The following is a 14,062-nucleotide window of genomic DNA, read 5'->3' on the forward strand; positions in this document are numbered from 1 at the left end:
TGGAGAGAGGGGGCTTAGTCGCCTAGTGGTGTGAGGAGGGAGGCGAGTGCTGTCGGGTCAGTCACAGGCGGTGAACAAGTCCCGAGACGGCAAACATAAGCAGTTGGTTTATCGGCAATCTGAGACTTTTTATGCAGGGGATGATCGATCGGATAGGCCTGTTTACCATCTGCTAGTAGAATTTTTAAATGGGGGGTTGAAGATATATAAATTTTTTTAATCAATAACTTAGTGTCATTTTCAGCTGAGTCACCGATGATACAGACGGTTTGAGTCTCCTCCAGACGAATGAGGGCGCTACAAAGGCTGGGCATGGAGAAAATATCATTGGGATTTTTGGTGCCAAAGGTCTGGACCAGTTGGGTCAAGCGATTTTGATAAGTCTTCTTTCCGCTCAGGTGAAACAGGTCGGCAAGCACAGTGGCCATGACCCCATTGCCCGACGGTGTCGCGGTATCAAGAATGGGTTTGGGATGGAGGTTTAATCCATTGATCGTCTGGTTGGTTGAAAAATTATAACCTTGGGTGTCCTCATCCCAAAAGTGGGTATCGATATGGCGAACATGATCTTCAGCTTGGGCGAGGTAGGAGGCTTCCCCCGTGACATTATAAAGCGCGAGCCCGGCCATCAAGGTAAGCAGGGGAGGTATGATGGCCTGCGCACCAACTATGATAGAGCACGCCGTCTTTAACCATCAGTGTGTTCATCTGATCCATGATGATTTTGGCTTTATCGATCCAGTCGGGGCGATCAAAGACGGCGCCCGCTTCACACAGGGCTTTGATCATTAGGCAATTGCAATCACACAGGACTTTATCATCGCGTTGTGGGTGGATGCGTTTTGCCCGTTCCTTTAATAAAATCTGTCGGCAGTGAGTAAGCTGTTTTTCTTCTGCCTCTTCCTTTAGGGGGAGGACACGACGTAGGATAGTATGACCTTCCCAATTGCCTTGGGCGGTGACATCGTAGGTTTGTTTAAAGCTGTCGGCTTGTTCCCCCAACAGCTCGTCAATTTCCTGTTCTGACCAGACGTAGAATTTGCCTTCCACGCCTTCGCTATCGGCATCAAGGGTAGAGGCGAGGGCAAAGCCTGCGTTGCAACCCTCAACTGACATCTCGCGAAAGACCCAGTCGATGGTGTCGGCAATGCATTGTTTTAGGAGAGGGGCGCGCGTTTTGCGCCAGACTAAGGTCATTAACGAGATCAGCTGGGCATTGTCATAGAGCATCTTTTCAAAGTGCGGGGCGAGCCATTCTGCATCGGTGGAATAGCGCGCAAAGCCTCCGCCGATTTGATCATAGATGCCGCCCAAACACATTCTTTTTAAGGTAAGCTCAACCAGATCAGCTAATCGGTCATCTTGTTTAAGGGCGCTCACCCGCCAAAGGAAATCAAACAGGACGGGCTGAGGGAATTTGGGCGCCCCATGCATCCCGCCATAGCGGGGGTCTAAAACCCGTAAAATATAGCTGCCTGCGGTCTTTAAATCCTCAAGCGTTAAACTACCGTCCCCTTTGGGTTGACTGTCTTTTATCAGGGCGTCACACAGGCTGGTGACATTTTGGGTGATATCGTCTTTTTGATGGGCATAGGCATTGGAGATATTTTGTAGCACATTGACAAAAGACGGACGACCGTAGGCAGCGCGAGGCGGAAAATAGGTGCCACCCCAAAAAGGTTCCCCCGCCGGTGTTAAAAACATGGTCAGGGGCCATCCGCCTTGCTGGCCCATCATCATAAGTGCTTTTTGATAGATGGCATCCACATCGGGATGTTCTTCGCGATCGACTTTAACATTAATATAAAGCGCGTTCATGACCTGGGCGGTTGCGCAATCGGCAAACGATTCATGGGCCATGACGTGACACCAATGACAGGCGGCATATCCAATAGACAACAGGATCGGCTTGTTTTCTGCGCGTGCTTGCTCAAAAGCGTCTTCCCCCCAAGGCTGCCAATGGACCGGATGGTCGGCATGCTGAAGAAGATAGGGGCTTTTAAGGGAACCAAGACGGTTTTCGGACATAGCTTTCTTTCTAAGAGATCGTCATGGGATCAGAGTTTAGGTTTTTGGGGGAAATAACAACTACTTTTTTTCGAAGAGGGATGGACCTTGACGTAAAAGATTGTCACAGTATAAGACAGTTTTGTCATTAGGTCGGGGTTTGGAAAAATGAAGATCACCATCAATATTGATTGCACACCGGAAGAAGCCCGTACCTTTATGGGATTGCCAGACGTCAAACCCATGCAGGAAATGATGATGAAAGAAGTCGAAGAACGTATGAAAGCCAATTTGGCAGCAATGGACCCGGACACTATGATGAAAACATGGTTGCCCGCCGGGATCTCTAATATGGAGCAATTGCAAAAGATGTTCTGGGCGCAGTTTGGTAAAAACCCGATGGGCAACAGCTCTAACGAATAAAGTTTTTCAATTATGTTTGATCAAACCATATACGCACTTGCCAGTGGGGCAGGGCGTTGTGGCGTGGCTGTGATCCGCTTGTCCGGTCCCCATGCCCTCACCGTTTTGCAACAGCTTTCAGGTAAAGAGACCTTTAAGCCGCGCTATGCCCATCGCGTGCTTTTGACTGATCCTGTTTCTGGGGATCGTTTGGATGATGGCCTTGCGCTCTATTTCCCCGGCCCCAACAGCTTTACGGGGGAAGATGTGGTGGAGCTGCAGGTCCACGGGGGGCGGGCGGTTGTCCAATCTGTGCAGGAAATCTTAGCCGGATTTGACGGTTTACGATTGGCGGAACCGGGGGAATTTACCCGCCGTGCCTTTGAAAATGACAAGATGGATTTAACCGCGGCAGAGGGGCTGGCAGATCTCATCCATGCGGAAACCCGCGCTCAAGCCAAACAAGCCTTGCGCCAAATGGATGGGGCTTTGGGGTCGCTTTATAATGACTGGGCAGATCGGATCGTTCGCGTCCTTGCGCATTTTGAAGCGGTGATCGACTTCCCTGATGAAGATTTACCGGAAGAGGTAGAAGCTGGTGTGCGCGCCAAAGTCGCCACCCTTCAGGGGGAAATTGAAGATCATTTAAAAGACGGTCATCGCGGCGAGATGCTGCGCGATGGCGTGCGCCTTGCCATTGTGGGACCACCTAATGCGGGGAAATCCAGTTTGCTGAACCATCTGGCAAAGCGCGAAGTGGCGATTGTGTCCGATATTGCGGGGACCACCCGCGATGTGATTGAAAGCCATTTGGACATTGGCGGCTATCCGGTCGTGGTGTCAGATACCGCAGGTATCCGTCACAGCGAAGATGTGATCGAGGTGGAAGGTATTCGTCGCGCCCAATCAACGGCAGAACAAGCTGACCTGAAAGTCATTCTGTTTGATAGTTCCGACTGGCCCAACTTGGATGAAAAGGCGTTATCTTTGATCGACGAAGATAGTCTGGTGGTCTTTAACAAAATCGATAAAGCGTCCAAACCCGATGTCGGGGATCTTCAAGGGCGCACTCCTTTATATATGTCGGCAAAGTCGGGGGAGGGGTTGGCTGACTTCTTCAAAGCACTGGAGCAGGAAGTGGCGGAGCGCTGTATGATGACCGGAGCACCCGCCCTGACACGCGCACGTCATCGCGAGGCGTTGGAGGATTGCGTTCAGTCCCTAGTCCGTTTTGCGCAGATTGATCTGGCAGAATTGGCGGCGGAGGATTTGCGTATGGCGACCCGATCTTTGGGCCGTATCACGGGACGAATCGACGTTGAAGATGTTTTGGATGTGGTTTTTAGCGATTTCTGTATCGGCAAATAAGATGTTTCACGTGAAACACTGACCTCATTTCGGGCCGATAAGGTAATTTAAAAAGTTTAAACTTATCTGGTCGGCAAGTTATGAACGGGCTTATCCCCTAAATTATCCACAGATGTGGAAAAGCTTCATTTTGGAAATTGACTTCAGGGGTGCGGAAACATACATTGCGCCCTATGAAGACATTTGACGTGATTGTTATCGGTGGCGGACATGCTGGCTGCGAAGCTGCGGCGGCGAGTGCGCGTATGGGGGCTAAGACCCTTCTTCTGACACAAAAATTAGACGGTATCGGCGAGATGTCGTGTAATCCAGCCATTGGCGGATTGGCGAAAGGTCACCTCGTGCGCGAAGTTGATGCGCTTGACGGGGTGATGGGCCGTGCCATTGACGAGGGCGGCATCCAGTTTCGGATGCTAAACCAGTCAAAAGGACCAGCGGTACGGGGACCGCGGGCGCAGGCGGATCGCAAGCTGTATAAGCAAGCCATGCAAGCGCTCATGTCTTCCCAAGAGAATTTGGAACTGATGGAAGGCACCGCCGAAGATCTGGTGCTCGATGCAGCGGACAAGCAAGTCACCGGTGTGATCACCGGGGCAGGGGAAACCTTACGCGCGGGTGCAGTCATTTTGACCACAGGCACGTTCCTTAACGGGTTGATCCATATCGGGAAAGAAACATGGTCCGCAGGCCGGATGGGGGATGATCCTTCCATCGGTTTGGCAAAGACCTTGGCGCGCCTTAAATTTGATCTCGGTCGTCTCAAAACAGGGACACCGGCGCGACTGGATGGCAAGACCATTGATTGGGACAGCCTGCAACGCCAAGATGGCGACACACCGCCACAGCCGTTTTCCTTTATGACCGACAAGATCACCACGCCGCAGATCCCGTGTTATATCACCCGCACGACGGAAGAGACACACGAGATCATCCGCTCGAACATGGATCAGGCACCGGTTTATTCCGGTCAGATTCAGGGTATGGGGCCGCGTTATTGTCCGTCGATTGAAGATAAGGTCGTGCGCTTTGCGGAAAAGACCAGCCACCAAATCTTCTTGGAGCCAGAAGGGTTGGACACCGATAGTGTCTATCCGAACGGTATTTCCACCTCTTTGCCGCGTGATGTGCAGATGGCCTTTATGCGCTCTATTCCGGGTCTGGAAAAGGTCGAGGCCCTAAAGCCAGCTTATGCGATTGAATATGACTACGCTGATCCGCGTGAGCTTTATGAGACATTTGAGACACGTAAGGTCAATCGTTTATACTTTGCTGGACAAATCAACGGCACAACCGGCTATGAAGAAGCCGCGGCCCAAGGTTTGATGGCAGGCGTCAATGCGGCGCTGAAAGCATCCGGTGCGGAAAGAGATTTTATCTTTGATCGTGCGACCGCCTATATCGGCGTGTTGGCCGATGATCTGGTGACAAAGGGCACGAACGAGCCGTACCGCATGTTTACATCGCGTGCGGAATATCGGTTGATCCTGCGCGCAGATAACGCGGATCAACGCCTCACCCGTTTGGGCATGGAGGTCGGGTGTATCTCCGGTGCCCGTGCGCGCGCGTTTGAGGTGAAAGAAAAAGCGATTCATGAGGCGAAGGCCCGTATGTTGGCGTTAAGTGCCACCCCGCAGGAACTGGCTAAGTTTGGGATCAAGGTAAATATGGATGGGCAACGCCGCACCGCGATGGCGTTGTTGGCGTATCCCGATGCCCCGCTGGAAAAGGTCAAAGAGATTTGGCCGGAACTGAACGATATCACCGGCGCAGTGGCGGAACAGGTCGAGATTGAAGGGCGCTATGCCGGATATCTGGAACGTCAGGAAGCTGATATTCGGGCTTTCCGTCGTGATGAGAGTTTGTCGCTGCCGGCTGATCTGGACTATATGTCTATTGAAGGTATGTCCACCGAAGTCCGTAGTAAACTCGCGCAGCATAAGCCGTCTACGTTAGGGGCAGCAGCGCGGATTTCTGGGATTACGCCAGCGGCCTTGACGGCGTTGCTGAGTTACGTCAAGCGCAACAAATCAAACAAAGTCGCTTAAGGTTAATTTTTTAATTCTGTTTCTAAGATTTTTGGACAGAACTCGCCTTTGTCGGCGTTGAATTTGCGAGACGAAGGTAAAAAAATAGGGTAGATTTATAGCTAAGCTATATTTTTGGGGTGAAAAATGGGATTTGCAGCACAACAAGATCAATGGAACGCACTTGATGTTTCACGTGAAACATTGGACAAACTGCAAGTCTATGCGGACCTGTTGGTCAAGTGGCAGGCCAAAATCAATCTGGTGAGCAACTCAACACTCGATGATTTGTGGACCCGTCATTTGCTGGATTCTGCACAGGTTTTTCCCTTCCTACCAAATCAAACAAAAACATTGGTCGATATTGGCTGTGGGGCAGGGTTCCCCGGTCTGGTCTTGGCGATCATGGGTGTTGAAGACGTGCATATGGTTGATTCCGATATGCGCAAGATGGCGTTTGTGCGCGAGGTTGCACGCGCGACAGAAACGCCGGTGACCATCCATAACTGCCGTATTGACGATGTAAAAGAAACGGAATTTGCCGATGTGGTGACATCACGGGCTTTGGCGAGTTTGGAAAAGCTTTTGGGCTTTTCGGCAAACTTACGCAAACCTGATGGCACCTGTATTTTTCTAAAGGGCCGTAAGACGGAAGAAGAAATCCGTGAGGCGCAAAAGAATTGGAACTTTGAGTATCAAAGCCATGGGAGTGTATCTGACCACGAAGGGAAGGTACTTATCATCGAAAGGATGACACGAAAATGACGGACCAAACGACTTCTCCGGTCAAGCCGCGCATTATCGCTATAGCCAACCAAAAAGGTGGGGTGGGCAAAACCACAACTACGATTAACCTTGCGACCGCTTTGGCGGCTGTGGGTAAAAAGACGTTGGTGCTGGATCTGGACCCGCAAGGCAACGCCAGCACAGGCCTGGGGATTGACCATAGCAAGCGTGCCCGCAATGCCTATCATGTCATGATGGGGGATATCGAGGTTGAAGGTGCCATCCAGAAAAGTGCGATCCCGAATCTGTCTGTCATCCCGTCCGGCACCGATTTAGCTGGTGCAGAAATTGAAATCCCAGAGCTTGATCGTCCGCAATATTGCTTGCGGGAATCGCTAAGCGATGTCACGGGATATGATTTTGTTTTGATTGATTGCCCTCCCGCCTTGGGGATGTTGACCATCAATGCGTTGGTGGCTTCAGACGCGGTTATGGTCCCGCTGCAATGCGAATTTTTTGCTTTGGAAGGGATTACCGCTTTGGTCAAAACCATTGAACGGGTGAAGAAAAACTTCAATCCGGCGCTTGAAATTCAAGGCATCGTTTTGACCATGTTTGATAAGCGCAATAATTTGAGCGATATGGTCGCAGACGATGTGCGGGAGTTCTTTGGTGAGAAGGTGTATGAGACCGTGATCCCCCGAAACGTGCGGGTATCAGAAGCGCCGTCTCATGGTAAACCGGTGCTTTTATATGATCATAAATGTGCAGGTTCTAAAGCCTATTTACATTTGGCAAGTGAAGTATTAAGACGCGAAAATAGGAAAGCAGCATAAGAATGGTGAAAGAAAACAAACGGAAAAGCCTGGGCCGTGGGCTCTCCGCCCTGTTGGGAGATGAGACGGCAAGTGTTGTTGAGGATCACACACTCTCTATGGACACATCTGCCAGTGCAGCACCTTCCGCTGATGTTGTACCGCTGCGTTCCGGGAATCAGAAGACGATTGCAATCAGCCTGTTGATCCCGGGTAAGTATCAGCCGCGTCAGACCTTTAAAGAAGAAGCGATCGAAGGTTTAGCAGATTCCATCAAAGAAAAAGGGATTTTACAGCCGATCTTGGTCCGCCCGCACCCTAATCATGTGGGGGAATATGAGATCATCGCAGGGGAACGTCGCTGGCAAGCCGCCCAACGTGCGCAATTGCACGAAGTCCCAGTAATTGTCAAAGAAATGGATGATCAGGACGCCGCAGAAATCGCCCTGATCGAGAACCTGCAACGTCAAGACCTGTCCCCATTGGAAGAAGCGGAAGGCTATAGCCGCTTGATGGAGGAGTTTAGCCACACGCAGGAAGCCTTGTCTAAAGCCTTGGGGAAAAGCCGTTCTCACGTTGCCAATATGATGCGTCTTCTGGCGTTGCCGGAAGAAGTTAAAGGTTATCTGGATGATGGGGTGCTGACAACAGGCCATGCCCGCGCCTTGTTGAACTGTAACGAACCTGCCGAGGTCGCCAAACAGGTGATTAAAAAGGGCTTGAACGTTCGCCAAACAGAAAGTCTTGTGAAGACGGCGGGCGTTGAAGGACGCGCAAAAGCCAAAAAAGAAAAAGACGCGGATACCGTCGCTCTGGAACGTGATTTGACAGACTTGTTAGGTGTAAAAGTCAATATCAGCGTACAGTCAAAAGGTGGGACTTTAAGTCTGCAATATACATCTCTAGAGCAATTGGATGATCTTCTCCATCGTTTGAGCCATGGTCATCATGGCCGTACAGGAAACGATCAGTCTGCTGATCTTGATCCGGTGAGTGAACAGGATGTTGAAGTCGAATTGAGCAAACTTTAATAAGTTTAACGCTCCATAAAGTAAAAGAGGCTCAGGTGATTGAGCCTCTTTTTTTTGTTTGTAAGGAGGAGATTAGGTCAGTGGGAGGCGAAATTTTGCAATCTCAATTCCCTTGCCCCATCGATCACTGATCTGTCGATCTTCCTCTTGAAACCCACAGGACTTATAGAGAGTTGCGGCAGCTTCTAACCCGGTAAGGGTGTAGAGGTGGATGGAAGGAAAGCTTCGATCATAGGCAAATCGAATCGCTGTGTTGAGAAGCAATCGACCCAAGCCGAACCCTCGTGCTTTTTCATCAAGGATAAACCATCGTAGCTGCGCACCGTCTTGATTGGCCTTACTGCCGTCCAATGTGATCGACCCAAAAAATTGATCATTTTTCTGAAGAGACCAGATTTGTGAATTGAGAGGTTGATGGGTGTCCATGAAATCACAAAGCTCACGTGCGACCTGACATTCAAAAAATTGACCGAGATTCCATTTTTCCCGATAGACTTGGCCGTGCTGGTTTGTGACCCAGCCGACGAGGCCATTTTGATAGCCGGATTTGACCGTAAAACCGTTTTTAAGTTCTTTCATTTCAGACCTGCATAAAAGCAATTAAATTGATATTTTATGTAGATTACCATGCATAAATATGGCTATAAATAGGTAATGTTGCAATTACGGAATGCAAAAATGCAGAACTGGGATGATTTACGCTATTTCTTGATGGTGGCACGTACGGGGAGCTTCTCTGCTGCGGCTGACAGCCTCTCTGTAAACGGCTCGACAGTCGGTCGACGCATTGATCATCTGGAGCAGAACTTGGGGTGCAAGCTTTTTGATCGTCAACGTCATGGTATGACGCTCACGCCGGATGGTCGTCGTTTGCTGGATCATGTGCAGCAGATGGAAAAGTCCGCAGCCGAACTTCATCAGATGGCGAAGGGCGCGGATGAAGCCTTGAATGGGTGGGTGAAAATTTCCGTCACCGATGGTCTGGGATCCTTTTGGCTCACGCCCAACCTTGCCGGGTTTCAAAAAGCCTATCCTAAAATCTCGCTCAATGTGATGAGTGAAGGGCATATGGTTGATCTGTCTAACCGGGAAGCTGATATTGCGATTCGTTTGAAAGAACCAACCCAACCGGATTTAAAGGTGAAACGGGTTGGAGTGGTCAAGTTTCACGTTTTTGCCGCGCCCTCTTATATTGATCAATTTGGACAGCCTAAAAACTGGGGCGATCTGGCAGGTCATAAGATCGTGGATTATCTGGGGTATAAGGAGAGTAAAGTACTGTCTTTATGGCAGGAAACCGTCAAAAACCATGATCAGGTGGTTTTTCAAAGCAATAGCGCCATGGGGTTTGTGAGTGCGCTGCGTTCTGGTATGGGACTCGGTATGCTGCCCCGGTTTTACAGTCATACGGTGACGGATTTGATGATCCTTGATCTGCCCTGCGACCTTTTTGAAATGCCGATTTATCTGGTGACCCACGAACAAACCAGCCAGACAGCGCGAATTCAGGCGGTAAAAGAGTATATCCTGAACCTGTTTGATCGCGATCGGCGGGCATGGTTTAGCTAAATTGAGTTAGCGGCGGGCGCGGGCGGCTTGTGAAATACGCATCAGGGCGCGTGAACAGACTGTTTCAGGTGGATTTCCGGTGATTTTACAATCAGATTCCGCTTCCGTGAGGATATCCATAGCCATTGAAATACGCGCTAAATCCCAGCTCCCGAGCTGCTTTTTAAAGGCGGGGGCCTGTTTAAAAATGATCGGGGGACGTAGTTTTGCCATCGCCTGATCAATATTCAGACCTTTTTGCATGTGGCCTTTCGCCAGATGCAGCTTATGGAAATGACGGGCCAGCATGCGCAGAATCATGATGGGTTGGTTGCCTTCATCAAAGCAGCGCAGAAGGGCGGTTTCCAAGGCCGCGTGATCACCACTAGCCGCAGCCATAGTGACGTTGTCTAGCGAAAAAGCACCGCTATCGCCCACGCAAGCCATGGCATGTTCCATGGTGACGGTGGTTTCATCACCCATATAAATGGCGAGTTTTTCCAGTTCCCCGCGGCTGACTTGCCGGTCAGACCCAAGATGATTGAGCAGATAGCCCATCGCATCGCGATCGGCGCTCAGACCGTGCTTTTGCAAAGTATCGCGCACGACTTCAGACAGGTTTCGGCCCTCATCCCCATAACAGGGGAGCGCCGCGCAAATTGATTTATCAGCTTCAAACAGTTTACGAAGGGTGGAACGCGGGCCCAAATCGCCGCCTTCCAATACGATGATAGCATCGCCAATAGGGTCTTCCAGATAGTTTTTAAAGGCGCTTGTCAGGGCGTCAGCCGCGTCCTGAATACGGATAAAGCGCCGACCACCGGTAAGGGACATAGCAGCGGCTTCATCGGCAACAATGGCTGGGTCCGATTTTACGTCACTGGCTTGCAGAACAACCGAGTTAAACGGGTCGTTAAGATCATCGAGAACAGTAGATGCTAGGGCTTTAGAGCGTTCAAAGACCAAGCCCTGGTCAGGCCCATAAATGAGGATACAGCGTACGTCTGCGGGAGGGTTTTTAATAAAACCGTCGGCTTTTCCTGCCGTGATCTTCATATTTCAGGCCTTATTGCTCTGTTTTTGCTGAAAGAAGATGTACCGTGATCCGGCGGTGGATATCAGTTGCGACATTTTGAATAGCGCGTTTACGGGCGTCGCGTTTGGCAAACTCTGTTCCCGTTGGTGAGGTCAGGATGTTATACGTAACAACAGATTGGCTGACCCCGCTGAAAGTCACAGCTCCGGATAAATGGAACGTGGCGCTCACTGACATATTTGCACGTGTGGCAAATTCGTCTTTACCGATCCCTAAACCGCTTGTGGATTCGTTGTAAGACACCTTTAATTTATACTTTGGATGAGCAGGGCGGCCTTTAACGTTGAAAAGGTTAAGTAATTCATTGTGCAATTGTTGACCTTCCCGATCCGGAATTTCATTAATCCAGATACGGGCTAGTTCATTTTTCATTTTTGTATTCTGGGCGGTTTTGCGGTTGCCATGCAAAGGCTGGTAGCCACAGGCACTCACGCCCATGGCAACCAACAAAACGATCAGAAAGTTTTTATGAAAGAGTTTATGCAACAATGTTCACAATCCGGTTGGGGACAACAATAACTTTTTTCGGAGCTTTACCTTCCAAGGCAGCTTGTACCTTGTCAGAAGCCAAGGCTAGTTTTTCGACTTCGCCTTTGTCCATGTCTTTTGGGACTTCCAACTGATCGCGGCGCTTACCGTTGATCTGGATTGGCAGGATGACGTTATCTTCAACCAGCAGGGCTTTGTCCGCGACGGGCCAAGCAACATCGCAGAGGGTGCTATCATGGCCCAGTTCAGCCCAAAGCTCAGCAGCAATATGCGGTGTCATCGGCGCAATCAGGCGCACCAGATATTCATAGCCTTCACGCAAAACCCAGCTGTCATCGCCTTCAACACCATCAAGGGCCCCCAATGTATTGGTGAGTTCACGCAAGCGCGCCACAGCTTTATTAAAGTGGAACTTGCCGAGGTCGTCTGTAACAGCGTCAATTGTCTTATGAACGGTGCTGCGAACTTTTTGAGCATCAGCGGACAGGTTTGCCGGCTGAGGGCTGCCAACGCCGGCATAAGGGGCTTTAGGCTCCGTAATCAGACGCCACAAACGGTTGAGATAACGCCACGCGCCATCTACACCCGAATCGGTCCATTCCAGATCGCGTTCCGGTGGGCTGTCGGACAACATAAACAAACGGGCGGTATCGGCCCCATATGTGGCAATGATCATTTCCGGATCGACCACGTTTTTCTTGGATTTAGACATTTTGATGGACGGGCCAACCTCGACCGGGCGGCCATCATCGCGATGCACGGTTTTGCCATCTTCTGTTTGCACGGTTTCAGACGGCATAACCCATTTGCCATCGGCGTCTTTATAGGTTTCGTGGCAGATCATCCCTTGTGTCAGAAGACCCGCAAAAGGTTCTTCTGCAGAGAGATAGCCGCATTTCTTCAAGGCGCGCGTGAAGAAACGGGAATAAAGCAGGTGAAGGACGGCATGTTCCACGCCACCGATATATTGATCGACGGACATCCAGTAATCAGCCGCGGCTTTATCGATCCCATTTTCAGATTTAGGGGAGCAATAGCGGGCGAAATACCAAGACGATTCGAAGAAGGTGTCGAACGTGTCTGTTTCACGCTGCGCCGGTTTACCACAGCACGGGCAATCGACGTTTTTCCACGTCGGGTGACGGTCTAGCGGGTTGCCGGGCGTATCGAAGTCAACATCCTTTGGCAGTTCCACAGGCAACTGATCGGCAGGAACCTCTACAATACCGCAATCGTCACAGTGAATGACCGGGATCGGACACCCCCAATACCGTTGACGCGAAACCCCCCAGTCACGCAGGCGATAATTCACTTCTTTTTCGCCCACACCGAGTTCGGCACATTTGGCAAAAATAGCTTCTTTCGCTTCGGCAACTGTCATGCCTGTCATGAAATCGGAATTGATCATGACACCATCGTCGGTGAAGGCTTTATTCTCAATGGTAAACTCAGCAGGATCAACGTCTTTCGGGCAAACCACGGGCACAACCGGCAAACCATATTTGCGGGCGAAATCAAGGTCGCGCTGGTCACCGCTTGGGCAACCGAAGACAGCGCCTGTGCCATATTCCATTAGCACGAAGTTAGCGACATAAACGGGCAGTTCCCAACTGTCATCCAGCGGGTGTTTGACTTTGAGGCCGGTGTTGATGCCTTTTTTCTCTGCCTTCTCGATCGCCTCTTCAGATGTCCCCATTTTGTTACATTCTTCAATGAAGGCTTGAAGATCGGTATTATTCTCAGCAATTTCTGCTGCCAGCGGGTGGTTTGCTGAAATCGCGATGAAAGATGCTCCGTACAGTGTATCCGGGCGGGTGGTGTAAACCTCAATCGAATCGTCGCGATCCGCAAGTTTCCACGCCAGACGCATGCCTTCAGAACGACCAATCCAGTTTTCCTGCATGATGCGGACTTTATCAGGCCAGCGATCGAGGTCTTTTAAGGCAACGCGCAGGTCTTCTGCAAAATCGGTAATTTTCAGGAACCATTGGTTCAACTTGCGGCGCTCAACCGGTACACCGGAGCGCCAGCCACAACCGTCAACCACTTGTTCGTTGGCAAGAACGGTATTTTCCACCGGATCCCAGTTGACCCAGCTTTCTTTGCGATAGACCAGATCGTTTTTAAGGAAATCCAGGAACATTTTTTGTTCGTGCTGGTAATAGTCAGGATCGCAGGTCGCCACTTCACGGTCCCAATCGTAGGATAGGCCCATGGTTTTAAGCTGGGCGCGCATGTCTGCGATGTTTTTATAGGTCCATTCCCCCGGATGGACGCCGGCGTCCATGGCTGCGTTTTCTGCAGGCAGACCAAACGCATCCCAACCCATGGGGTGAAGAACGTTAAAACCGCTGGCTTTTTTGTAACGAGCGACAACATCGCCTAAAGTGTAGTTACGCACATGGCCCATATGGATGCGTCCGCTGGGGTAGGGGAACATTTCCAAGACATAGTATTTTTTTTTAGTGGGGTCTTCTGTGACTTTAAAAGTCTCGTTCTTTTCCCAGAAGGACTGCCACTTGGATTCGGTTTCTTTGAAGTTATAACGGGCCATGG

The 14,062-nt window shown here is 50.4% G+C and carries 13 protein-coding genes; 7 read left to right on the forward strand and 6 right to left on the reverse strand.

Annotated elements, in window-relative coordinates:
* Positions 1–14: 14 nt before the first annotated feature.
* A complete protein-coding gene (locus Q397_RS25345) occupies positions 15–629 on the reverse strand; it encodes a YyaL domain-containing protein (protein ID WP_051609640.1) in 615 nt (204 codons plus the stop codon).
* Positions 607–2,028, reverse strand: coding sequence for a thioredoxin domain-containing protein (locus Q397_RS20770; protein WP_051609641.1), 1,422 nt, complete (start codon positions 2,026–2,028; stop codon positions 607–609). The genes Q397_RS25345 and Q397_RS20770 overlap by 23 nt, the downstream gene beginning before the upstream one ends.
* Positions 2,029–2,175: 147 nt before the next feature.
* Between Q397_RS20770 and Q397_RS0102710 the strand changes: the two genes are divergently transcribed.
* From Q397_RS0102710 to Q397_RS20775, 6 genes are all read left to right on the forward strand, one after another.
* Positions 2,176–2,430, forward strand: a complete 255-nt coding sequence (locus Q397_RS0102710) for a DUF6489 family protein (RefSeq protein WP_028878102.1) — start codon at positions 2,176–2,178, stop codon at positions 2,428–2,430.
* 12 nt (positions 2,431–2,442) lie between these two features.
* Positions 2,443–3,777, forward strand: a complete 1,335-nt coding sequence (gene mnmE / locus Q397_RS0102715; RefSeq protein WP_028878103.1) for a tRNA uridine-5-carboxymethylaminomethyl(34) synthesis GTPase MnmE — start codon at positions 2,443–2,445, stop codon at positions 3,775–3,777.
* 173 nt (positions 3,778–3,950) lie between these two features.
* The gene (gene mnmG / locus Q397_RS0102720) at positions 3,951–5,822 is read left to right on the forward strand and encodes a tRNA uridine-5-carboxymethylaminomethyl(34) synthesis enzyme MnmG (protein ID WP_028878104.1); all 1,872 of its coding nucleotides are present in this window, start codon (positions 3,951–3,953) and stop codon (positions 5,820–5,822) included.
* Between the two features lie 126 nt (positions 5,823–5,948).
* Positions 5,949–6,566: a 16S rRNA (guanine(527)-N(7))-methyltransferase RsmG gene (gene rsmG, locus Q397_RS0102725; RefSeq protein WP_028878105.1), complete on the forward strand. Its 618-nt coding sequence runs from the start codon at positions 5,949–5,951 to the stop codon at positions 6,564–6,566.
* Positions 6,563–7,363 carry a ParA family protein gene (locus Q397_RS0102730; RefSeq protein ID WP_028878106.1) on the forward strand — a complete coding sequence of 267 codons (801 nt, stop codon included), beginning with the start codon at positions 6,563–6,565 and terminating at the stop codon, positions 7,361–7,363. Before rsmG ends, Q397_RS0102730 begins: the two co-directional genes overlap by 4 nt.
* 2 nt (positions 7,364–7,365) lie before the next feature.
* Entirely contained in the window at positions 7,366–8,373 is a 1,008-nt protein-coding gene (locus tag Q397_RS20775; RefSeq protein ID WP_084148902.1) for a ParB/RepB/Spo0J family partition protein, read from the forward strand.
* 72 nt (positions 8,374–8,445) lie between these two features.
* On the opposite strand, the gene Q397_RS20780 is transcribed toward Q397_RS20775, so the two are convergent.
* The gene (locus Q397_RS20780; protein WP_051609642.1) at positions 8,446–8,952 is read right to left on the reverse strand and encodes a GNAT family N-acetyltransferase; all 507 of its coding nucleotides are present in this window, start codon (positions 8,950–8,952) and stop codon (positions 8,446–8,448) included.
* Between the two features lie 99 nt (positions 8,953–9,051).
* On the opposite strand from Q397_RS20780, the gene Q397_RS0102745 reads away from it, so the two are divergent.
* Entirely contained in the window at positions 9,052–9,942 is an 891-nt protein-coding gene (locus Q397_RS0102745; protein WP_028878107.1) for a LysR family transcriptional regulator, read from the forward strand.
* Positions 9,943–9,948: 6 nt separating this feature from the next.
* Here the strand turns inward: Q397_RS0102745 and holA are convergent, their stop codons facing one another.
* Genes holA through leuS form a run of 3 tightly spaced genes read right to left on the reverse strand, consistent with a single transcriptional unit; the run spans position 9,949 to position 14,060 of the window.
* Positions 9,949–10,977 carry a DNA polymerase III subunit delta gene (holA, locus tag Q397_RS0102750; RefSeq protein WP_028878108.1) on the reverse strand — a complete coding sequence of 343 codons (1,029 nt, stop codon included), beginning with the start codon at positions 10,975–10,977 and terminating at the stop codon, positions 9,949–9,951.
* 10 nt (positions 10,978–10,987) lie between these two features.
* Positions 10,988–11,506: a hypothetical protein gene (locus Q397_RS0102755; RefSeq protein ID WP_028878109.1), complete on the reverse strand. Its 519-nt coding sequence runs from the start codon at positions 11,504–11,506 to the stop codon at positions 10,988–10,990.
* Complete coding sequence (gene leuS, locus Q397_RS0102760) at positions 11,496–14,060, reverse strand: leucine--tRNA ligase (protein ID WP_028878110.1); 2,565 nt, start codon at positions 14,058–14,060, stop codon at positions 11,496–11,498. The genes Q397_RS0102755 and leuS overlap by 11 nt, the downstream gene beginning before the upstream one ends.
* Positions 14,061–14,062 lie beyond the last annotated feature (2 nt).

The sequence above is a fragment of the Terasakiella pusilla DSM 6293 genome, from assembly GCF_000688235.1.
GTDB classification, from domain to species: domain Bacteria; phylum Pseudomonadota; class Alphaproteobacteria; order Rhodospirillales; family Terasakiellaceae; genus Terasakiella; species Terasakiella pusilla.

Coding starts and splice junctions, on each gene's coding strand:
- Q397_RS25345 (WP_051609640.1), bottom strand. CDS start 629: ATGGCCGGGCTCGCGCTTTATAATGTCACGGGGGAAGCCTCCTACCTC.
- Q397_RS20770 (WP_051609641.1), bottom strand. CDS start 2,028: ATGTCCGAAAACCGTCTTGGTTCCCTTAAAAGCCCCTATCTTCTTCAG.
- Q397_RS0102710 (WP_028878102.1), top strand. CDS start 2,176: ATGAAGATCACCATCAATATTGATTGCACACCGGAAGAAGCCCGTACC.
- mnmE (WP_028878103.1), top strand. CDS start 2,443: ATGTTTGATCAAACCATATACGCACTTGCCAGTGGGGCAGGGCGTTGT.
- mnmG (WP_028878104.1), top strand. CDS start 3,951: ATGAAGACATTTGACGTGATTGTTATCGGTGGCGGACATGCTGGCTGC.
- rsmG (WP_028878105.1), top strand. CDS start 5,949: ATGGGATTTGCAGCACAACAAGATCAATGGAACGCACTTGATGTTTCA.
- Q397_RS0102730 (WP_028878106.1), top strand. CDS start 6,563: ATGACGGACCAAACGACTTCTCCGGTCAAGCCGCGCATTATCGCTATA.
- Q397_RS20775 (WP_084148902.1), top strand. CDS start 7,366: ATGGTGAAAGAAAACAAACGGAAAAGCCTGGGCCGTGGGCTCTCCGCC.
- Q397_RS20780 (WP_051609642.1), bottom strand. CDS start 8,952: ATGAAAGAACTTAAAAACGGTTTTACGGTCAAATCCGGCTATCAAAAT.
- Q397_RS0102745 (WP_028878107.1), top strand. CDS start 9,052: ATGCAGAACTGGGATGATTTACGCTATTTCTTGATGGTGGCACGTACG.
- holA (WP_028878108.1), bottom strand. CDS start 10,977: ATGAAGATCACGGCAGGAAAAGCCGACGGTTTTATTAAAAACCCTCCC.
- leuS (WP_028878110.1), bottom strand. CDS start 14,060: ATGGCCCGTTATAACTTCAAAGAAACCGAATCCAAGTGGCAGTCCTTC.